The sequence below is a fragment of the Kitasatospora sp. NPDC036934 genome (assembly GCF_055608425.1).
Genome location: NZ_JBVJQR010000016.1, coordinates 24,534 through 44,357, shown reverse-complemented (window position 1 = coordinate 44,357; position 19,824 = coordinate 24,534). Strand labels below are relative to the sequence as shown.

The 19,824-nt window shown below is 72.2% G+C and carries 15 protein-coding genes and 1 pseudogene; 7 read left to right on the top strand and 9 right to left on the bottom strand.

Annotated elements, in window-relative coordinates:
* Positions 1 to 123: 123 nt before the first annotated feature.
* Complete coding sequence (locus tag ACZ7BZ_RS24560; protein ID WP_470360163.1) at positions 124 to 1,737, top strand: chitinase; 1,614 nt, start codon at positions 124 to 126, stop codon at positions 1,735 to 1,737.
* Positions 1,738 to 1,850: 113 nt separating this feature from the next.
* Here ACZ7BZ_RS24560 and ACZ7BZ_RS24555 read toward each other — a convergent pair whose 3' ends face one another.
* A complete protein-coding gene (locus ACZ7BZ_RS24555) occupies positions 1,851 to 2,567 on the bottom strand; it encodes a prepilin peptidase (protein ID WP_470360162.1) in 717 nt (238 codons plus the stop codon).
* 269 nt (positions 2,568 to 2,836) lie between these two features.
* On the opposite strand from ACZ7BZ_RS24555, the gene ACZ7BZ_RS24550 reads away from it, so the two are divergent.
* Positions 2,837 to 4,051, top strand: a complete 1,215-nt coding sequence (locus ACZ7BZ_RS24550; RefSeq protein WP_380453835.1) for a pyridoxal phosphate-dependent aminotransferase — start codon at positions 2,837 to 2,839, stop codon at positions 4,049 to 4,051.
* Positions 4,052 to 4,314: 263 nt separating this feature from the next.
* Here the strand turns inward: ACZ7BZ_RS24550 and ACZ7BZ_RS24545 are convergent, their stop codons facing one another.
* The gene (locus ACZ7BZ_RS24545) at positions 4,315 to 6,144 is read right to left on the bottom strand and encodes a phosphoenolpyruvate carboxykinase (GTP) (protein ID WP_380453833.1); all 1,830 of its coding nucleotides are present in this window, start codon (positions 6,142 to 6,144) and stop codon (positions 4,315 to 4,317) included.
* 285 nt (positions 6,145 to 6,429) lie between these two features.
* Between ACZ7BZ_RS24545 and trhA the strand changes: the two genes are divergently transcribed.
* Positions 6,430 to 7,122 (top strand): PAQR family membrane homeostasis protein TrhA, encoded by a 693-nt coding sequence (gene trhA, locus ACZ7BZ_RS24540; RefSeq protein WP_470360161.1) that lies wholly within the window; start codon positions 6,430 to 6,432, stop codon positions 7,120 to 7,122.
* On the opposite strand, the gene ACZ7BZ_RS24535 is transcribed toward trhA, so the two are convergent.
* The 3 genes from ACZ7BZ_RS24535 to ACZ7BZ_RS24525 all read right to left on the bottom strand — a co-directional run bounded on the left by ACZ7BZ_RS24535 (position 7,093) and on the right by ACZ7BZ_RS24525 (position 9,975).
* A complete protein-coding gene (locus ACZ7BZ_RS24535) occupies positions 7,093 to 7,698 on the bottom strand; it encodes a hypothetical protein (RefSeq protein WP_470360160.1) in 606 nt (201 codons plus the stop codon). The two genes, trhA and ACZ7BZ_RS24535, sit on opposite strands and share 30 nt — an antisense overlap.
* 745 nt (positions 7,699 to 8,443) lie before the next feature.
* On the bottom strand, positions 8,444 to 9,307 hold the full coding sequence (locus ACZ7BZ_RS24530) for a hypothetical protein (RefSeq protein WP_470360159.1): 864 nt from the start codon (positions 9,305 to 9,307) through the stop codon (positions 8,444 to 8,446).
* An 8-nt stretch (positions 9,308 to 9,315) separates the two neighbouring features.
* Positions 9,316 to 9,975 carry a papain-like cysteine protease family protein gene (locus tag ACZ7BZ_RS24525; RefSeq protein WP_470360158.1) on the bottom strand — a complete coding sequence of 220 codons (660 nt, stop codon included), beginning with the start codon at positions 9,973 to 9,975 and terminating at the stop codon, positions 9,316 to 9,318.
* 253 nt (positions 9,976 to 10,228) lie between these two features.
* On the opposite strand from ACZ7BZ_RS24525, the gene ACZ7BZ_RS24520 reads away from it, so the two are divergent.
* Complete coding sequence (locus tag ACZ7BZ_RS24520; protein WP_470360244.1) at positions 10,229 to 11,155, top strand: hypothetical protein; 927 nt, start codon at positions 10,229 to 10,231, stop codon at positions 11,153 to 11,155.
* Positions 11,156 to 11,165: 10 nt separating this feature from the next.
* Here ACZ7BZ_RS24520 and ACZ7BZ_RS24515 read toward each other — a convergent pair whose 3' ends face one another.
* Both ACZ7BZ_RS24515 and ACZ7BZ_RS24510 read right to left on the bottom strand, forming a co-directional pair.
* Positions 11,166 to 11,753, bottom strand: a complete 588-nt coding sequence (locus ACZ7BZ_RS24515) for a hypothetical protein (RefSeq protein WP_470360157.1) — start codon at positions 11,751 to 11,753, stop codon at positions 11,166 to 11,168.
* Positions 11,754 to 11,782: 29 nt separating this feature from the next.
* The gene (locus ACZ7BZ_RS24510) at positions 11,783 to 13,456 is read right to left on the bottom strand and encodes an alpha/beta hydrolase (RefSeq protein ID WP_470360156.1); all 1,674 of its coding nucleotides are present in this window, start codon (positions 13,454 to 13,456) and stop codon (positions 11,783 to 11,785) included.
* A 126-nt stretch (positions 13,457 to 13,582) separates the two neighbouring features.
* Between ACZ7BZ_RS24510 and ACZ7BZ_RS24505 the strand changes: the two genes are divergently transcribed.
* On the top strand, positions 13,583 to 13,927 hold the full coding sequence (locus ACZ7BZ_RS24505) for a hypothetical protein (RefSeq protein ID WP_470360155.1): 345 nt from the start codon (positions 13,583 to 13,585) through the stop codon (positions 13,925 to 13,927).
* A gap of 5 nt (positions 13,928 to 13,932) precedes the next feature.
* Here the strand turns inward: ACZ7BZ_RS24505 and ACZ7BZ_RS24500 are convergent, their stop codons facing one another.
* Positions 13,933 to 14,799 (bottom strand): GNAT family N-acetyltransferase, encoded by an 867-nt coding sequence (locus tag ACZ7BZ_RS24500; RefSeq protein WP_470360154.1) that lies wholly within the window; start codon positions 14,797 to 14,799, stop codon positions 13,933 to 13,935.
* An 80-nt stretch (positions 14,800 to 14,879) separates the two neighbouring features.
* A pseudogene (locus ACZ7BZ_RS24495) lies at positions 14,880 to 16,957 on the bottom strand (thioredoxin domain-containing protein).
* A gap of 342 nt (positions 16,958 to 17,299) precedes the next feature.
* Here ACZ7BZ_RS24495 and ACZ7BZ_RS24490 point away from each other — a divergent pair.
* The gene (locus tag ACZ7BZ_RS24490) at positions 17,300 to 18,466 is read left to right on the top strand and encodes a serine hydrolase domain-containing protein (RefSeq protein ID WP_470360153.1); all 1,167 of its coding nucleotides are present in this window, start codon (positions 17,300 to 17,302) and stop codon (positions 18,464 to 18,466) included.
* A gap of 114 nt (positions 18,467 to 18,580) precedes the next feature.
* On the top strand, positions 18,581 to 19,753 hold the full coding sequence (locus ACZ7BZ_RS24485) for a serine hydrolase domain-containing protein (RefSeq protein ID WP_470360152.1): 1,173 nt from the start codon (positions 18,581 to 18,583) through the stop codon (positions 19,751 to 19,753).
* The last annotated feature ends 71 nt before the right edge of the window (positions 19,754 to 19,824 follow it).

The following is a 19,824-nucleotide window of genomic DNA, read 5'->3' as shown; positions in this document are numbered from 1 at the left end:
CTTTTGACCCGGGGCGGAACGAAACACCCCGCCTCCAGGAGTCACCTGCGGACCTCCCCTCCCCCACACGCGGCCGCCGCGCCCCCCACCGCGGCGGCCGCTCCTTCCCCAGGAGCGTCACCCATGGCCCGTACGCCGAACCAGCCCGCGCACCGGCGCCGGCGCAGCCCCCTCCCGGCCCTCGCGGCCGGCGCCACCGCCCTCGCCCTGGCGGGCGGCGGCCTCGCCCTCTTCGCCGGCGGCGCCAGTGCGGCCGACGGCAACCTGGTCACCGACGGCGGTTTCGAGAGCGGACTCGGCGGCTGGACCTGCACCGGCGCCGCGACCGCGGTGTCCTCGCCGGTGCACTCCGGCAGCGGTGCGCTGCAGGCCACCCCGGGCGCGGGCGACACCGCCGAGTGCACCCAGACCATCAGCGTGCTGCCCAACACCAGCTACACCCTCAGCGCCTGGGTGCAGGGCCCGTACGTCTACCTCGGGGCGCGCGGCACCGGCGGCACCGACCCGTCCGCCTGGTCGAACCAGAACAGCTGGAACCAGCTCTCCAGCACCTTCACCACCGGGGCGAACGCCACCAGCGTCACGGTCTACCTGCACGGCTGGTACGGACAGAGCGCCTACCTCGCCGACGACGTCGCGCTGGTCGGCCCGGGCGGCACCGCCACCCCCTCGCCGACGGCCACCCCCAGCAGGACGCCGACCCCGACGCCGACCGCCACCGCCTCCCCGACCGGCACGGCGACGCCCACCCAGACCCCCACCGCGACGCCGACCCCCACGGCCACCCCCACGGCCACCCCGACCGCGACCCCGACCGCCACCACCCCGCCGACCACCGGCCTGCCGGCGCACGCGCTCACCGGCTACTGGCAGAACTTCGACAACGGCTCCACCCCGCAGCGCCTGAGCGACGTCCAGAACGCGTACGACATCATCGCGGTCTCCTTCGCCGACGCCGTGCCGACCCGGACCGGAGCGATCAGCTTCACCCTGGACCCGGGCCTGTCCAAGGCGCTCGGCGGCTACACCGACGCCCAGTTCCGCGCCGACATCAAGGCCAAGCAGGCGGCCGGCAAGAAGGTCGTCCTCTCCATCGGCGGCCAGAACGGCGCGATCACCGTCGGCGACGCCACCGCCGGGGCGAACTTCGCCGACAGCGCCTCCGCGATCATCAAGGACTACGGCTTCGACGGCGTCGACGTCGACCTGGAGAACGGCGTCCAGGCCGGACCGCTGGGCGACGCGCTGCACGCCCTGCAGGCCAAGGTCGGCCCCGGCTTCGTGCTGACCATGGCCCCCGAGACCATCGGGATGTACAGCACCGCCGGCGCCTACTTCCAGCTGGCGCTGAACACCAAGGACATCCTGACCGTCGTCAACACCCAGTTCTACAACTCGGGCGGCATGAACGGCTGCGACGGCAAGGTCTACAACCAGGGCACGATCGACTTCATCACCTCGCAGGTCTGCACCCACATCCAGGGCGGTCTGCGGCCCGACCAGGTGGGCATCGGGGTCCCCGCCTCCGGCAAGGCGGCGGGCGGCGGCTACGTCGACCCGTCGGTGGTGAACAACGCGCTCAACTGCCTGGCCACCGGCAACAACTGCGGCAGCTTCGTGCCGCCGGCCAAGTGGCCCACCATCCGGGGCGCGATGACCTGGTCCACCAACTGGGACGCCAACAACGGCAACGCCTTCTCGAACGCGGTCGGCCCGTTCGTCCACAAGATGCCCTGAGGGCTGTCCGCAGAGCCGCAACTCCCCTCGGCGCGCCGCTCCTTGAGGGTGGGGCCGGCGCGCCGACGGCGGGGCCCGCCGTACCGGTTCCGGTACGGCGGGCCCCTTCCGTACTACCGGGCCAGCACCGCGGTGAGCGCGCCCAGCAGCAGGAAGGGGCCGACCGGGACTTCCAGGCCGCGCCACGGGCGGCGGCGGACCAGCAGGGCGGCGACCCGCAGGGTGCCCCACAGCCCGGCGAGCACCACCGCAGCGACCAGCCCGCCGATCGCCACCCGCCAGCCGTACCAGCCGAGCAGCCCGCCCAGGGCGAGCCCGAGCGGTGAGTCGCCCGGGCCCAACGCGCCGATCTGGACGGCGACTTCGAGCAGCGCCCCGACGGTCAGCGCGACCAGCAGGCAGCGCAGCAGCACCCCGGGGCGCCCCTCGGCCAGCGCCGCCACCGCCAGCAGCGCGGCCACCCCGGCCAGCAGCGGCCCGGTCAGCCGGTAGGGCAGTCGGCGCACCCGGGCGTCCGTGAAGCCGAGGGCCACCCCGAGCCCGCCCGCCCAGGCCAGCGCCGCCGTCTGCGGCCCGTCCGCCGCGTACGCCACCGCGACCGCGACCACCGCCGCGACCGCCTCGACCGTTCCCGCCCCGGGGCCGAGCCGGCCGCGGCAGCCCGGGCAGCGCCCGGTCGGCGGCAGTGCGGCCCCCACCGCGCGGCCGCACAACGGGCAGGCCCCGCACCAGGGTTCGCCCTCGGGCACGGCGAAGCGGGCGACCAGCGCACGCAGCAGCGGAGCCACCAGGAGTCCGACCAGCACCGCCCCGGCCACGACCACCACCACCGGCACTCCCCTCCTCGTCGACGGACCGGGCCCCATCTTCCCGTCCCGAGCGGGCGGTCGGTGTGCCGTCCGTCTCGTTCCGCACCGGAATCCGCTCGGGATTCGGATGGCGTTCCTCGCATACGCGAGCATTCCGGACATCGAGCCATCGGTTTGAAAGGCCGCCCGAGGCCACCGCCTGCCGATCCAAGGGGGCCCTTCCGGACCTCGCGAGCCGTGCTCCCGAACGCCCCGCCCGGGGCCCCGGCGAGCCCCTAAAGTAGGCAGGCATGCAGGTCATCCAGTCCAGCAAGCTCGCCAACGTCTGCTACGACATCCGCGGCCCGGTGCTCGACGAGGCGATGCGGCTGGAGGAACAGGGCCACCGCATCCTCAAGCTCAACACCGGCAATCCCGCCACCTTCGGCTTCGAGGCACCCCCGGAGATCCTCCAGGACATCCTGCGCAACCTCGCGAACGCGCACGGGTACGGCGACTCCAAGGGCCTGCTCTCGGCCCGCCGCGCCGTGGTCATGCACTACGAGGAGCGCGGGCTGCACGGGCTCTCCGTCGACGACGTCTTCCTCGGCAACGGCGTCTCCGAGCTGATCCAGCTCGCCATGACCGCGCTGCTGGACGACGGCGACGAGGTGCTCGTCCCGGCTCCGGACTACCCGCTGTGGACCGCCTCGGTCTCCCTGGCCGGCGGCACCGCGGTGCACTACCGCTGCGACGAGCAGTCCGAGTGGTACCCGGACCTCGCCGACATCGAGTCCAGGGTCACCGACCGGACCAGGGCCATCGTGGTGATCAACCCGAACAACCCGACCGGCGCGGTCTACCCGCGCGAGGTGCTGGAGGGCATCGCCGAGATCGCCCGCCGGCACCAGCTGGTGGTCTACGCGGACGAGATCTACGACAAGATCCTCTACGACGACGCCGAGCACGTCCCACTGGCCACCCTGGCCCCGGACCTCTTCTGCGTCACCTTCAACGGACTGTCCAAGGCGTACCGGGTGGCCGGCTTCCGCTCCGGCTGGATGGTGCTCTCCGGCGACCGCCAGCGCGCCCACAGCTACGTCGAGGGCCTGACCGTGCTCGCCTCGATGCGACTGTGCGCCAACATGCCCGCCCAGCACGCGGTGGCCGCCGCGCTCGGTGGACGGCAGTCGATCAAGGACCTGGTGCTGCCCGGCGGCCGGCTGCTCGCCTCCCGCGACGCCGCGTACGAGCTGCTCAACGCGATCCCCGGGGTGAGCTGCGTCAAGCCCAAGGGCGCGCTGTACGCCTTCCCCCGGCTGGACCCCAAGGTCTACAAGATCAAGGACGACGCCCAGATGGTGCTGGACCTGCTGCGCTCCGAGCGCATCCTGCTGGTCCAGGGCACCGGCTTCAACTGGCCCGAGCCGGACCACTTCCGGCTGGTCACGCTGCCCCGGCCGGAGGAGATCACCGACGCGGTGACCAGGATCGGCGAGTTCCTCAGCGGCTACGCCCAGCCGTAGGGGTTACGCCCGGCCGTAGGGGTTACGCCCGGCCGTAGCGGCCGGACCGGGCCGGAGGCGCTACGCCCACCCGTAGCGGCCGCACCCGGCCGGAGGACCCGGTGGAGCGGAAAACACTACGGCCGGAGTCCCGGCCCGGGTGGTCTCCTTGGTCGGGGAAAGACCACCCGGCGGAACTCCGGCCGTCCCATCGCTCGGCCGGCGCGCGGTTCGTGCCGCGCGCCGGCCTCTCGCTCGGCTGAGGCTGAGACTAAGGCTCAGGCTCAGCCGAGGCGCGCGACCAGGCTCCGGTACTCGTCCCACAGCTCCTTCGGGGTGTGGTCGCCGAACAGCTCCAGGTGGGCCGGCACCAGCGCGGCCTCCTGGCGCCAGATGTCGGCGTCCACGGTGAAGAGCAGGTCGAGGTCCTCCTCGGACAGCTTCAGGTCACCCAGGTCGAAGCCGTCGACCTTCGGCAGCACGCCGATCGGGGTCTCGACGCCCTCGGCGGTACCCTCCAGGCGCTCGACGATCCACTTGAGCACGCGGCTGTTCTCGCCGTAGCCGGGCCAGACGAACTTGCCCTCGGCGTTCTTGCGGAACCAGTTGACGTAGTAGATCTTCGGCAGCTTGGCGGCGTCCGCCTGGGCGCCGACCTTCAGCCAGTGGGCGAAGTAGTCGCCCATGTTGTAGCCGCAGAACGGCAGCATCGCGAACGGGTCGCGGCGCAGCTCGCCGACGGTGCCCTCGGCGGCGGCGGTCTTCTCGGAGGCGATGTTGGCCCCCAGGAAGACGCCGTGCTGCCAGTCGAAGGACTCGGTCACCAGCGGGACGGCAGTGGCCCGGCGACCGCCGAACAGGATCGCCGAGATCGGCACGCCCGCCTGGTCCTCCCACTCCGGGGCGATGGTCGGGCACTGCGCGGCCGGGACGGCGAAGCGGGCGTTCGGGTGGGCGGCCGGGGTGCCGGACTCGGGGGTCCAGTCGTTGCCGCGCCAGTCGATGAGGTGCGCCGGGGGCTCCTCGGTGAGGCCCTCCCACCACACGTCGCCGTCGTCGGTGAGGGCGACGTTGGTGAAGACGGTGTTGCCCCAGAGGGTGTCGATGGCGTTGGCGTTGGTGTCCACGCCGGTGCCGGGGGCGACACCGAAGAAGCCCGCCTCGGGGTTGATCGCGTAGAGGCGGCCGTCCTCCTTGTTGAACCGCATCCAGGCGATGTCGTCGCCGATGGTCTCGACCTTCCAGCCCGGGATGGTCGGCTGGAGCATGGCCAGGTTGGTCTTGCCGCAGGCCGACGGGAAGGCCGCCGCGACGTACTTGACCTCGCCGGACGGCGGGGTGAGCTTCAGGATCAGCATGTGCTCGGCCAGCCAGCCCTCGTCGCGGGCCATGGTCGAGGCGATGCGCAGCGCGTAGCACTTCTTGCCGAGCAGGGCGTTGCCGCCGTAGCCGGAGCCGAAGGACCAGATCTCCTTGGTCTCCGGGAAGTGCGAGATGTACTTGGTGCTGTTGCACGGCCACGGGACGTCCGCCTCACCCGCGGCCAGCGGGGCGCCGACGGTGTGGACGGCCTTGACGAAGTCCCCGTCCTCGCCGAGCTGGTCGAGCACGGCCTGGCCCATGCGGGTCATCACGCGCATCGACACCGCGACGTAGGCGGAGTCGGTGATCTCGACGCCGTACGCGGCCAGCGGGGAGCCGACCGGGCCCATCGAGAAGGGCACGACGTACATCGTGCGGCCCTTCATCGCGCCGCGGAACAGGCCCTGCTCGCCCTGGAAGACGGCCCGCATCTCGGCGGGGGCCTTCCAGTGGTTGGTCGGTCCGGCGTCCTTCTCCTGCTCGGAGCAGATGAAGGTGCGGTCCTCCACGCGCGCCACGTCCGAAGGGTCCGAGGCGGCGTAGTAGGAGTTGGGGCGCTTCTCCTCGTTCAGCTTCTTGAAGGTGCCCTGCGCCACCAGCAGGTCCGCGAGGCGCTGGTACTCCTCGTCGGAACCGTCGCACCACTCGATGCGGTCCGGCTGGGTGAGCTCGGCGATCTCGCTCACCCAAGCGAGCAGCTGCTTGTGGCGGGTGGGCGCGGATGCGCTGAGAGCAGAGATCTCGTACGACACGATCGCTCCGTTTCACGCCTTCTCGGCGAGGAGACGGCGTTGCGGGGGTCTGAGGGTGCTTGCAGCGTAGCTCCGGGTCCTGGGCCTCAACGCGGCACTCCGGCGAAATTGACGCATCTTTTACTACAGTAAGTATGACTACCGGCCAGTAGTCGGCCGCGAACCTCCGGGACGGAGTGCGCGGCGCCACACTCCGATTGCTCCAAAACGTCCAAGAGTGACGAGCGCCACTTCATTACGCATCAGTAACCTACGGTTCCGTAGGTAGCGGGTAACATGCTGCGCATGACTGCTGCTGCGCTCGCGGAGAGCACTGGGGAGGATCCGGCCGAGGGCCGGGAGGGCAAGCCGAAGTGGCGCGGCTGGCTGCACGCCGGGATGTTCCCCGCCACCGTCGCCGCCGGGATCGTGCTGATCTGCCTGGCCGGCTCCACACCGGCCAAGATCGCCTGCGCGATCTACTCGATCAGCGCCTGGCTGCTCTTCGGGGTCAGCGCGGTGTACCACCGCTTCGACTGGGGCCCGCGCGGGGACGCCGTGCTCCGGCGGCTGGACCACGCGAACATCTTCCTGATCATCGCGGGCACCTACACCCCGTTCACCATGCTGCTGCTCAAGGGCGCCGACCAGCAGATGCTGCTCTGGGTCGCCTGGGGCGGGGCGCTCGCCGGGATAGCCTTCCGGGTGTTCTGGGTCGGCGCGCCGCGCTGGCTGTACACCCCCGTGTACATCGCGCTGGGCTGGGCCGCCGCCTTCTTCCTGCCGGACTTCCTGCGCGCCGGCGGGGTCGCCGTGCTGGTGCTGATGATCGTCGGCGGGGTGCTCTACAGCATCGGCGGCGTGGTGTACGGGCTCAAGCGGCCCAACCCCTCACCGCGCTGGTTCGGCTTCCACGAGGTGTTCCACGCCTTCACCCTCGGCGCCTTCATCGTGCAGTACGTCGGCGTCTCACTGGTGGCGTACAGCGTGGCCGGCTGAACCCGGCGCCCCCCGACGGGCGGTCGTCCGGTCCGCGGACCGGGTGGCCGCCCGTTCGGCCGTCCAGGGCCGCTCGTACCCGGCCCGACCCTGCGGGCGCCGCGGGTACGACGGGTGCTCGGCACCGTCCGGCACCGACTTCGGCGGCTGCGGGGAACCCGGGGACTGCGGGGAGCTCGGGGAACCCGGGGAGTGCGGATGCACCGCCTCCGCCGACTCCAGCGGGTCCGGCAGCTCCGACTCGACCTCCGGGCGCACCGCCCAGGCGGCCGACACCATCCGCCCCCGTGCCTGCCGGGCGTCCAGCGCCTCGCACACCCGGCGGCAGCGCTCGCAGTGGGCGGCGTCCGGGATGCCGCGCCGGGGCCGGTGACCGGCCGGGGAGGCCTGCCGGTGCATCGCCCGCCAGCGCCGGCCGACGTACCCCATCAGCAGCAGCGTCTCGGCCCCGGCGACCACGAGGACCAGCGGCGGGCCCTTGATCAGATAGGCCGCGACCACGGCCAGCGCGGCACCCACCACCACGACCGCGCCCCACGTCCGGGCACTCGCCCGGCTGTCGTCACTGTCGGCCACTTCGGCTCCCCTTTCCCGCCTTTCCCGGCGCCGGGCTCGTGGTCGGCTCCTGCCGCTCCACCCCTTCTCCGCTCTCGGCACGCGTCCGGCCAGCACTGACCGATTGCCACATGGTATCTACCGACAGTCACCCGGCACCGCCCCGGGGCGGCGAACGACAGATCAACGTTGCGTCAATTCCTTGTGCGGAAGCGGCACTTCCAGGACACATTACACAGAGTGATTGGATGACCACCCTGTTTTCACATTGACAGTCGCCGCCTTTCGGGAGACCGACGACGGCCCACGCCCACCGGCGCCGCGGCGGAGCGGCCCGGGACCCCGCGCTGCGCGCCGGGCTCTCCCTCGGCGGCAGCAGCCCCCAGGGCCTCTTCCTCACCGTGCTGACCCGGCGGGCCGGCGTCGAGGAGCCGACCTACGACATGCGGGTCACGCCGCCGCCCTCGGCGCGGCCACCACCGAGGCGGTGCTGCGCTGGGCGGCGGGCAACGGGCGGGAGGACATCGCGGAACTGGTCGACCACACCCACGCGCTGCTGGAGAGCGGCTTCGCCGGAGTGTGAGCGGCGGACGCGTCGACGGGGCCCGGCTCGACGAGCCGGGCCCCGTCCGGGGTCAGCGGTTGATTCCCACCGTCAGCGGGTGACCCCCGCCCTCAGCCGGTGCTGCGCGTCAGCGGTTGATTCCCACCGTCAGCGGGTGACCCCCGCCCTCAGCCGGTGCTGCGCGTCAACGGGTGGTCCGCGTCAACGGGTGCTCCGCCTCCGCCGCAGCACCGCGCCGGCACCCACCAGCGCGGTGGCGCCCAGCGCCGCGGCCGCCGTCACGGCCGGGACCGCCGAGTCGCCACCCGCCGCCGCCGTGTCCGCCGCGGCGTCCAGCGAGTACCCGCCGCCCTTGCCCTCCCGGTCGTACGCCGAGCCGGGCAGCTTGTCCCCGTACCGCTGGTGCACCAGCTGCTGGTACGCGGCCAGCGACACCCCGCCCGCGCCCACCGAGCGCCTGGCCTCGTCGTCCAGCGGCAGCACCCGGTCGTCGCGCAGCACGTACCAGGCGTTGACCTGCGGCTCCCGGAAGGCCGTACCGCCGCCGCTGTCGGCCGCCTTCGCCGCGTAGTCGCTCTCGTCGCCGCCGGAGGCGATGTTGACGACCCGCCAGGCATCGCCCTGGCGGACGGTCCAGACCGAGGCGGTCTGCCCGTCCGCCGCGACCACCTTGCTGGCCGTGAACTCCGCCTTCGCCACCGGGGCGCCCGGGGTGCCGGCCACGAAGCCGGCGTCCAGGGTGTAGACCGGCACGGTGTCCCCGGCCAGCCGGGGCGCCGCGTCGCCGGCCGCCTTCGCCTCCTCGGCGGCGCCGATGGTCAGCTGCTGGGTCGGCGGGACGCCCTTGCGGGCGAAGAAGTGACCCACCTTGTCGAGCACCGACGGGTCCTGGACGGCGCTGCGGGCCCGGGCCAGGTCGGCGGCGGGCACCGGTGCGGGGGCGCCCTGGGCCGGGGCGCCCGAGCCCGGGGCTTCGGCGTGCGCGGCCGGGGCGAGCGCCAGCGCGAGGCCGGCGGCGAACAGCGCGGTGACGGCGGCCCGACGGGCCTTGCTGAGCTCGGTCATGGTCGTCCTCACGCGCCGATCCGGTACAGGGAGTGGGTCCACGAGAACGTGTCGTTGTTCACGTAGTACCAGTAATCCGCCCAGTTGTAGCGGTAGTTGGACGGCCACGGGTCGCCCCAGTAGACCCAGTTGTTGCCGGTGTCGTAGCCGTACACGACGTGCATGTGACCGCCGCCCGAACTCCACTGGATGCGCGTCTCGACCGGCCGGTTGGCGTCCACCTCCGACTGCACGGTGCTGTAGCGCAGGTAACCGGTGACGTACGAACCCGGATTGATGCCGACCCAGTCCAGCCCGTTCTGCACATCCGCCAGCGAGGCCTGGCTGTTGGGGCAGTTGGAGTCGATCGAGCGGCCGAACGCGGCGTTGCAGAACTGGTTCTGGCTGTAGTTGTAGCCGAACCAGGAGGCGATGGTGTTCCCGCTCGCCGCCCAGCACCAGTTGGTCTGCTGTTGCTGCTGCATGGTGATGTTGAGCTTCTTGTACGTGCCGGCCAGGTCGGCCGTGCTGCCGGGCGCGGCCGCCTGGCGGACCTGGGCGAGTCGCCCGTGGACGTTCGCGGGGGCGGCGACCGCCGGGGTGGCCACCGCAGCGGTCAGCGCCGGACCGAGGACGCCGAGGGCCAGCAGGGCGACCGCGCGACGCAGCCGTATCCGTGGAACTGGCATGGGGGAATGCCTCCTTGCGAGTGGAGCGAGGTGCTGTGTGGGGGCGCGGTCCGGATCGCGCCCCGAGCATCGCGCCGCAGACGAAGGCCGGTCAACGCCCCCGGAAGGAGCCCGGTCACGGTGTGAACGGGCCCGCGCGGATGTGAACGGCACCCCGGGAACCACCGCGCGAGCTGCCCGGACCGGTGACAAACCGCCGTCCGGATGTGAATATTCACGGTCAAAACCGGTACGCACCCGCCAGGAGGCCGCCATCCACCGGAGCGACCCAGCCGACCTCGCCGCCGCCCTGCGCACCGGCCCCTTCCACCACGCCCTGCGCACCGCCATCACCACCCGCGGCCTCGCGCTCCACCGCATCCGCCGCCACCTCGCCCTGCGCGGCGTCAACGTCGGCCTCACCAGCCTCAGTTACTGGCAGCAGGGCCGCCGCCGCCCCGAACGCCCCGAATCACTGCGCGCCGTCGCCGCTCTCGAAGACGTCCTCGACCTGCCCGAACACTCCCTCACCCGGCTCCTCGGCCCCCGCCGCGCCGCCACCGCCGCCGGACCACCCGTACGCCCCTACCGCGACCTGATCTCCCCGCCCACCGCCGTCGACGACCTCCTCGCCACCCTCGCCGGCCCCCGCGACACCGGCCTCCACACCATCACCCACATCGAACGCATCCGCATCGGCCCCGACCGCCAACTCACCCGCCGCGACTCCCAGCACGCCCTGCGCGCCCACCGCGACGGCATCGACCGCTACCTCGCCCTCCACCAGGGCGACCCCGGCAGCGACACCACCCTCGTCGGCGTCCGCGCCGAGGAGAACTGCCGCCCCGGCCGCATCCGCCGCGACCAGACCCACCACCTGATCGCCGCCGAACTCCTCCTCGACCGCCGCCTCCGCGCCGGCGACACCCACCTCCTCGGCTACGGCTTCGACGACGCGCCCTCCCCCGCGCCCACCTGCGAATACATCCGCGGCTTCAACTCCGGCGCCGGCCAGTACGTCCTCCAGATCACCTTCCACCCCACCGCCCTCCCCGTCCGCTGCCACCGCATCGCCCTCCGCTCCCCCGGCGAAACCCCCTACGAGACGGAAGAACTCACCCTCGACGGCCACCACTGCGTCCACCTGGTGGCCACCGCCGTCCGCCCGTGCATCCTGGGGATCCGCTGGGACTGGGAGTGAGCGGAGGCGGTCAGTGCGACCAGTACGGGTCGTCGACGTCGGGCGCGGGCTCGTGGCCGGTCGGTCGCTCGCCGATCGGAGGGGTGCCGTAGTCCTTCTCGGGCTGGTAGCGCACCCCGAAGGCATCCGCGCTCAGCGCCACCGTCACGGTCGAGTCGGCCGTAACGGTGGCCACCGAGATCGTCAAAAGGATCTCCCCGCGCCCGGAGCAGTGAAGCCGGGTGTAGTGCGTCGTCTGACTGCCCGTGGTGGTGTCGGACCGCCGGCAATCCCCGCCCCGGAGCTGCGCCATCCGGTCCAGCAGCACCGGAACCTTCGAGGGCGCCACCTTCGTCCGGACCGACACCACTTCTCTGACATCGGAGCGCAGGTTCGGCTCGCCGTCGGCGTGCTCCTGACGCCGGTTCACGATGTAGGAACCGCCGGAGTAGGCCAGCGGCGGGGTGATCGCCGCCATGGCCACCCGCAACGTCTCGTCGAGTTGCGCCTTCGCCTCACTCGGGCTCAGCAGGCTTGCACCCCGGTCCATCAGCGCCATCGGCCCATACCCGTTGTAGAACAGCCCCACCCCGGTGGCCAGGACGACCACCGCCGCCACGGAACAGCCCAGCATGCGTCGCGACCGCTTCACCCGCGTTGACCCTGCAGTTTGACGCCCCCGCTGCCCGTGACGACGGCCGCGATGTTGTCCAGCGAGGGCCCACCGCGCCCGTTCAGGTACTTGGTGTGCGCGTCGATGGGGTTGCCACGGCTCCAGTCGTCGACGGTGAAGCGGTTCGCGCCGAAGTGCTTGCTGGACGGATCCCTGCCGTACCAGCGCTCGTCGGGGTCGAGGCTGAACTTCGACGGGGCGTGCGTCACGACGTCGTTGTCAGCGGCACCGACCCAGACGTGACCAGCGGGCATCTTGAGGTCAGCGGCCTTGTCCACGCCGACTCCCGGGCTGCCGATGAAGACCACGTCGTCCGGCGGCACGTAGTGCGACCCCGGCTGGGTGGCGAGTTTGGTCGCCTGACCGACCAGGTACGACCCGTAACTGTGTCCGACCGCGGTGACGTGCGGAGGCTGAGTGCCTTCGTGGCTCGCCCGCACCCCGCTAAGGAAGTTCGCGTACGCCGGGGCTCCGTCCTTGCCCGCCTTCGTCGACGCGGCGCCGAGGTCCATCCCCGGCGAGTCGTAGCCGAGCCAGACGACCGAGGCGACGGAGTGGCCGGCCGGAGCCTTGCTGCTCGCGGCGCGGTAGAGGTTCAGACCGTTCTCCGCCTCGTTGGTCCCGTCGTTCTCGCCGGGCCCGAGGCTCGCCATGGTGGTGGTGATCCCCGGAACGTAGGCGGAGATGTCGGTGGCGGTGTCGGGGTTCCCGTAAGAGAGGATCGCCCGCCCTTGGCCCTCGCTTCCGAGACCGAGCAAGTAGATCGGCGGCTCCTCCCCTGTGTGCTCTGAGAGGCGCTTGTCGATGGGCCCGTAGAGCGCGAGAAGGTGCTTGTCGCTGGAGTTCAGCGCCTCTGGCTTCTTGTCCCTGATGTCTCTCATCAGGTTCTCCAGTTGGTCGCGGTTCACCCTGTCCCGGATCTCCGCGGGAATGCCGTCGAGGTTGCCGAGCACCTCCGGGTGGTGGCTGAGGAACCACTGCTGGCCCTGTGGGCCGAGCCCCTTCCACCAGAAGTCGACCTCGGTGGGGGGCGCGCCCTTGAGAGGCATGTTCCGCCGCCACTCCGGGTTGGACACATCGCCGAACTGTTCCATGTACGCATCGGCGCCGGCCGTCTTCTCGTCCAGGCCCGACTTGTCCTTGGCATGGCCGGCGAACCTGTTGAGCCCGGCGGTCAGGGCGTCGTCGGCCTCCGCCGCGTCGGCCAGCGCCTTGGCGATCTGCTTGCTGATCCCGTCGGCGGCCGTCCTCTGCTTGGCTTCCCAATCCGGGGCCTGGTACGGGTTGGTCGACGCGGGCCAGCTCACCGCGCCGGTGTCGCTGACCGTGAAGCCCTTCGCCTGCGCGTCCGACAGTGCCGCGGTGAGCCTGCTTTGAGCCAGCGTCATGGCGTCGGCACAGTCACGAATCTCCTTGCCGATCAGGCCGAGCTCCGTCACCGCCGCACGCATCTTGCCGGTGAAACCGTCGAGCACCGGCATCGCGGCGTCGGCCGCCGGCCCCGACCACTGGGAGCCGTGGGCCCGGTCGGCGGTCCCGCTCTTCCAGTCCGTGACGTGTTGTGCCATGGCCTTGCACAGCGTGTCGTACGCCCCTGCCGCCGTGTAGAGGTCTGCCAGTGTGGCGTTCCTCAGGCTCGCGATGTCCATCCCAGTCCCCCTGTGCGGCCAGTGTCTCCCCCGACACTCACGGCTACCATAACCTCCGCAGCCGACACGGACGTAGGGGGGGAATCAGTGGGACAGGATCCGGGATTCACGGTCAGGCCGGGCGAGTTGACGGCCGCCGGGAACAACGCGCTGACGGTCGCCGGGAAGGTCCCCGAGGAGACGGCGAAGCTCGCGGAGCCGAGCGGCAAGGCCGCCGGGAGCCTGACCGGGTGGCAGAGCGGCCCGGCGCTGACAGGGTGCAGCGGCGCCTGGAAGACGCTGCTGGACGGGCTCGCCACGGACATGAAGACGGCCGGGGGCCACCTGATCACCTGCGCGCACGACTACCAGAACGCCGACCGCCTGCCACCGCCGACCGCATCTGCGACTGCGACTGCGACTGCGGCCCACGACCCCTTCGAAACGAAGGTGGTCGGGGTCGCCGGCGTCCATCTCACCAGGGACGCGTAACTCCGCTACGGCGCGCGGAAGTCCAGCACCAGGCAGTCCTCCACCGGCCGGTAGCCGATCTGCTGGTAGATGGAGTTGCTGGTCGAGTTGGCGAGGTCGGTGTAGAGCAGCACCTCCACCGCACCCTGGGCGAGCGCGTGGGCGGACGCGGCGGCGGTGGCGGCGCTGGCGTAGCCGCGGCCGCGGTGGTCGCGCGGAGTGTAGACCGGGCCGATGCGGGACATTCCGGCGAGCACGGGGCTGGCGCCGGCCATGGCGACGGGGTGGCCTCCTTCCTCCCAGAGGTGGAGGCCGCCGACCGCGATCCGGTCGTCCACCGTCCGGGCCACGTTGGCGCTCGTCGGGACCCTCGCCTCGAGCGTGAACTCCTGGTGCCAGCGGATCAGCAGTTCCCGGTCGGCCGGTTCGGCGAGCCGGTGGCGGCCGGCGGGCGGGCGCGGCGGGTCGGTCAACTCGCCGAGCCGGTAGAGCCGTTCCTCGACGCCGCCGGACCGGACTGCGCCGGTGGCGGCCGTCCAGGCACCGGCGAAGGCGCGGACCGCGCCGGCTTCGCCGCCGACCCCGACCACCTCGCCGAACTCGCCCCCCGCACCGGCCAGTTCGCGCGCCAGTTCGGCGGCCAGGGACTCCGACATGCAGGAGAGCCGGTGGGCGTACGGCGGGGTCCGCAGGAAGGCGCCCTGGACCGGGTCGCCCGGCCCGGCCTGCCACCAGCCGAAGACCGGCGGCCGTTCCCCGAACACGTCGAGCCCGGCCTCGGCGAGCCGGTGGGTGAGGGTGAGCAGGACGGTGTTCTCCGCCGGGCGGGCGGCCAGGAAGGCGCCCGTGTGGGCCCGGAAGTCGTCGAGCGAGGCGCTGAAGGTCCAGGTCATGACCCATCCTCGCCCCGCTCGACGGCCGCCCGCCAACGATTATTCGAGCGGGAGCTATGAGCAGGAACCACGAGCCAGAGCTACGAGCCGGACTGTTCGAGCACGGCCCCGAGCCGCTCGCCGAGCACCGCCGGGTCGGTGGTGGGCGTCTCGCAGGCGAAGTGCCGGCAGACATAGGCCGCGGGCGCCCCGTCGACCAGCGGCCGGTCGGCCAGCAGCGGCACCTCGGCCACGGCCTCCCCCGGCTCGCCGACCGCGACGACCGCACCGGGCGCCGTCCCGAGCAGGGCGGCCCGGCGCAGTGCGGCGGTGGCCGGGTGGCCGGCCGGGCCGACGACGGCGATCTCGCGCGGCCCGTCCAGCAGGGCCTCGGCGACGGCCAGGCCCCAGCCGATGAACCGCGGGGCCCGCCCGGCCAGTGCGCCGACGATGCCGAGGGCGCGTTCGGCGGCGGTGCGGTGCCGGTCGGAGCCGGTGTACGCGGCGTAGCCGAGGAGGGCTCCGGCGGCGGCGGTCCAGCCGGAGGGGGTGGCGTTGTCGGTCGGGTCCTGGGGGCGGCGGATGAGTTCCTCGGCGTCGTCGGCGGTGTCGTACAGGGCGCCGGAGGTCTCGTCGGTGAAGTGCTTGAGCACGGTGTCGAGCAGGCCGCCGGCCAGCTGGAGCCACTCGGCCTCGCCGGTGACGGCGTACAGCGCGAGGAAGCCCTCCGCGGTGTCCGCGTAGTCCTCCAGGACACCGGCGTTGTTGCCGGGCCGGCCGTCCCGGGAGGTGCGCAGCAGCCGCCCGTCGGCGGTGAGGTGGACGGCGAGCAGCAGGTCGGCGGCGCGTTCGGCGGCCTCGACGAGGTCGGGGCGCTCCAGCAGGGCGCCGGTCTCGGCGAGGGCGGCGATGGCGAGGCCGTTCCAGGCGGCGACCACCTTGTCGTCCCGGGCGGGTGCCGGCCGGGCGGCCCGCGCCTCGGACATCCGCCGCCGGATCTCCTCGTACTCGGCGAAGTCCTCGGGTTCGGAGAGGAGTTGGAGTACGGAGGTTCCGTGCTCGAAGGTCCCGTCCGCGGTCACCGCGAACAGCCGGGCGGCGGTGGCCGCGTCGGCGGGGCCGAGCAGGTCGACCAACTGGCCCGGCTCCCAGGCGTAGTAGGCGCCCTCGGCCATCGCCCCGGTCTCCTCGTCGAGGCTGTCGGCGTCCAGTGCGGAGGCGAACGCGCCTTCGGGCGTGCGGAGTTCTCGCAGCAGGAAGTCGGCCGTGGACAGCGCGACCCGCCGCCACAGCCCGGTCCCGGTGGCCCGCCACAGGTGCAGGTAGGCGCGCAGCAGCAGGGCGTTGTCGTACAGCATCTTCTCGAAGTGCGGCACCACCCAGCCGGCGTCCACCGCGTAGCGGGCGAAGCCGCCGCCGAGCTGGTCGTGGATGCCGCCGCGGGCCATCGCCTCACCGGTGCGGACGGCCATCTCCAGCGCCGCCTCGGAGCCGGTCCGGGCGTGGTGGCGCAGCAGGAACTCGATCACCATGGCCGGCGGGAACTTGGGCGCCCCGCCGAAGCCGCCGCGGGCCTGGTCGAAGTCCCGGCTGAGCGCGACCAGCGCCTGGTGCAGGTCGGCGTCGGCGGGCGGGTGGTGGGAGCCGGCCGAGTAGACGGCGGCCCGCTCGGCCAGGTCGGCCCTGATCCGCGCGGCGACCTCACCGACCTCCTGCCGCCGCTCCCGCCAGGCCGCGTCGACGCCTTCCAGCACCTGCCGGAAGGACGGCATCCCGTGCCGGGGGCTGGGCGGGAAGTACGTCCCGAAGTAGAAGGGCTCCTTGTCGGGCGTGAGGAACACCGTCATCGGCCAACCACCCTGCCCGGTCGCCGCCTGCACGGCCTCCATGTACACCGCGTCGACGTCCGGCCGCTCCTCCCGGTCCACCTTGACCGCGACGAACCGCTCGTTCAGGTACCCGGCGAGCCCGGCGTCCTCGAAACTCTCGTGCGCCATCACATGGCACCAGTGAATTATTAGAAGCATAAGTGGCAGGACGCATAGCCCACACTCAAGAGAATGGGCACGTCCCGCCGCTTGGCTTCATTGATCGCCTCCTCTCCCCATGGCCACCAATCCACCGGATTGGAAGCGTGCTGGAGGAGGTACGGCGACGTCGCGTTCGCGAGTCGGTTCATACCGTCATCGTCCCACGGGCCGGAGGGCATGCGCTGCAACTGGCGTCCGGATTCCCGGACCGGAGCCACAACTGCCGACGGTGTCCGCGCGTCGCTGCACATCCTGGGCCACGAGGCCGCACCGTTGATCGTCCTGATCCCGACCGAGCAGCAAAGGTGCTGTGCCAAACAGCCGGCCGATCGGCACCGGCGGCTAGGAGTACGGTCCTGGCCGGGGCCCGCTCCCGGAGTCTGCTCCCAGGCGCGGTTTCGCCCTGAGTACGGACGAACTCCCCCGTCCCCGAATGGTCCTCTTGATCGAGGCCGGGAACCCCCGGCGCCATTCATCGGAGGGGTCCTTTCGTGTACGAGCACGCACCGCACAGCCGCTTCTCGCTCTCCCGCCGGGGTGGCCGCCACCGGGCGGCGGCAGTCGGGAGCGCCGTGGCCGCCGTGGCCGTCACGGTCGGGGCGCTGGCACCGACCGCGGCGTTCGCGGGCGGCAGGCCGGACAGCGTCCAGGCCAGCCTGAACGCGCTGGTGAAGGACGACGGCCTGCCCGCCGCGCTGGCCACCGTCAAGGGCCGCGACGGCCACACCCGCAACTACACCGCCGGCGTCGGCGACCTCGCCACCGGGGCCAAAGTCCCCGTGGACGGGCAGGTACGGATCGGCAGCAACACCAAGACCTTCACCGCCGTCGTGGTGCTCCAACTCGTCGCCGAAGGAAAGGTGGGCCTCGACTCCCCCGTCGAGACCTACCTGCCGGGCCTGCTGCGCGGCGACGGCATCGACGGACGGAACATCACCGTCCGTCAACTGCTCCAGCACACCAGCGGCCTGCCCGAGTACGTGGACACGAACTTGATCCTCGCCAGTCCGAAGCGGTACTACGAACCGCGTGAACTTCTCGACGCGGCCCTCTCTCAGAAGGCTCACTTCGCCCCGGGCGCGCGCTGGGAGTACAGCAACACCAACTACCTGCTGGCGGGCCTGATCATCCAGAAGGTCACCGGGCGACCGCTCGGCGAGGAGGTCAACCAGCGCATCGTCGACCGCATCGGCCTGCGCCACACCTACTTCCCCGCCCCGGGGGACATGACCATCCACGAGGCCCACCCCGAGGGCTACCACCGGGACGCCGACGGCTCACTCCACGACTACACCGAGCTGGATCCGTCCTGGGGCTGGGCGGCGGGCGGCGTCGTCTCCACCAACAGCGACCTCATCCGCTTCTTCACGGCGCTGCTCGGCGGTCGCCTCCTCCCGGCGGCCCAGCTCGCCCAGATGCGCACCACCGTCCCCGCCGAGCTCATGGGCCCGGGGGTCCGCTACGGGCTGGGCCTGGTGAGCCGGCCACTGCCGTGCGGTGGCCTGTACTGGGGCCACGGCGGGGCCATTCCGGGCTACGAAACCGCCGGGGGCGCCACCGATGACGGCCGCGCCACCAGCATCGCGGTGACCATGCTCCCGAGCGGTGCGGCCGGGCAGCACCTGGAGGCCGCGGTGGGCTCCGCCCTGTGCCGCTGACCCTCCCCGATCGGGCCTGAGCACCCCCACCGGTACGACCAGCGGGTTCTGCGCACACCTGTGCGCAGAACCCGCGCGCCCTACCAATCCCCCCTGCAGCAGAGGAGTTCCTCCGTGAACGAGCACGTACAGCACAACCGGGCCCACCGACACCGCCATGGCCGGCGCGGGTTGGCGGTAGCGGTGGCCTCCGTGGCCGCCGGAGTCGTGGCGGCATCGGCGCTGGCACCGACCGCGGCGTTCGCGGGCGGCAGGCCGGACAGCGTCCAGGCCAGCCTGAACGCGCTGGTGAAGGACGACGGCCTGCCCGCCGCGCTGGCCACCGTCAAGGGCCGCGACGGCCACACCCGCAACTACACCGCCGGCGTCGGCGACCTCGCCACCGGGGCCAAAGTCCCCGTGGACGGGCAGGTACGGATCGGCAGCAACACCAAGACCTTCACCGCCGTCGTGGTGCTCCAACTCGTCGCCGAAGGAAAGGTGGGCCTCGACTCCCCCGTCGAGACCTACCTGCCGGGCCTGCTGCGCGGCGACGGCATCGACGGACGGAACATCACCGTCCGTCAACTGCTCCAGCACACCAGCGGCCTGCCCGAGTACGTGGACACCCCCGCGCTCTCGGACTTCAGCACGATCCAGCACCGCTACTTCGAGCCCCGCGAGCTCCTCGACGGCGCCCTCGCCCAGAAGGCGCGCTTCGCCCCGGGCGCGCGCTGGGAGTACAGCAACACCAACTACCTCGTCGCCGGACTCCTGATCCAGAAGGTCAGCGGTCGGCCCGTCGGCGAGGAGATCACCAAGCGCGTCATCGACCGCATCGGCCTGCGCCACACCTACTTCCCCGCCCCGGGGGACATGACCATCCACGAGGCCCACCCCGAGGGCTACCAGCAGGGCGCCGACGGCTCACTCCACGACTTCAGCGTGATGGACCCCTCGATGGCCTGGGCGGCGGGGGCGGTCGTCTCCACCAACAGCGACCTCAACTCGTTCTTCACCGCGCTCCTCGGCGGCCGGCTCCTGCCCGCGGCGCAGCTCGCCGAGATGCGCACCACCGTCCCCGCCGAGCTCCTGGGCCCGGGGATCCGCTACGGGCTGGGCCTGCAGAGCAAGCCGCTCTCCTGCGGCGGCCTCCTCTGGGGCCACGGCGGGACCATTCCGGGCTACCGCTCCCGCGGCGGGGTCACCGACGACGGCCGCGCCGCCAGCATCACGGTCACCACCATCCCCGGCGACGCAGGGGCGCAGCACATGGCGGACGCCCTGGACGCAGCCCTCTGCCGCTGAACCCACACCCGGCGTGTCCGGGTTGGCGGGACACCGGGCGGACGGCCCCGCAGCTTCCGCTGTCGGGAGCC

Excerpts from the sequence above, each read along its gene's own strand:
- ACZ7BZ_RS24560 (WP_470360163.1), top strand. The coding sequence starts at position 124 with ATGGCCCGTACGCCGAACCAGCCCGCGCACCGGCGCCGGCGCAGCCCC.
- ACZ7BZ_RS24550 (WP_380453835.1), top strand. The coding sequence starts at position 2,837 with ATGCAGGTCATCCAGTCCAGCAAGCTCGCCAACGTCTGCTACGACATC.
- trhA (WP_470360161.1), top strand. The coding sequence starts at position 6,430 with ATGACTGCTGCTGCGCTCGCGGAGAGCACTGGGGAGGATCCGGCCGAG.
- ACZ7BZ_RS24530 (WP_470360159.1), bottom strand. The coding sequence starts at position 9,307 with ATGACCGAGCTCAGCAAGGCCCGTCGGGCCGCCGTCACCGCGCTGTTC.
- ACZ7BZ_RS24525 (WP_470360158.1), bottom strand. The coding sequence starts at position 9,975 with ATGCCAGTTCCACGGATACGGCTGCGTCGCGCGGTCGCCCTGCTGGCC.
- ACZ7BZ_RS24510 (WP_470360156.1), bottom strand. The coding sequence starts at position 13,456 with ATGGACATCGCGAGCCTGAGGAACGCCACACTGGCAGACCTCTACACG.
- ACZ7BZ_RS24500 (WP_470360154.1), bottom strand. The coding sequence starts at position 14,799 with ATGACCTGGACCTTCAGCGCCTCGCTCGACGACTTCCGGGCCCACACG.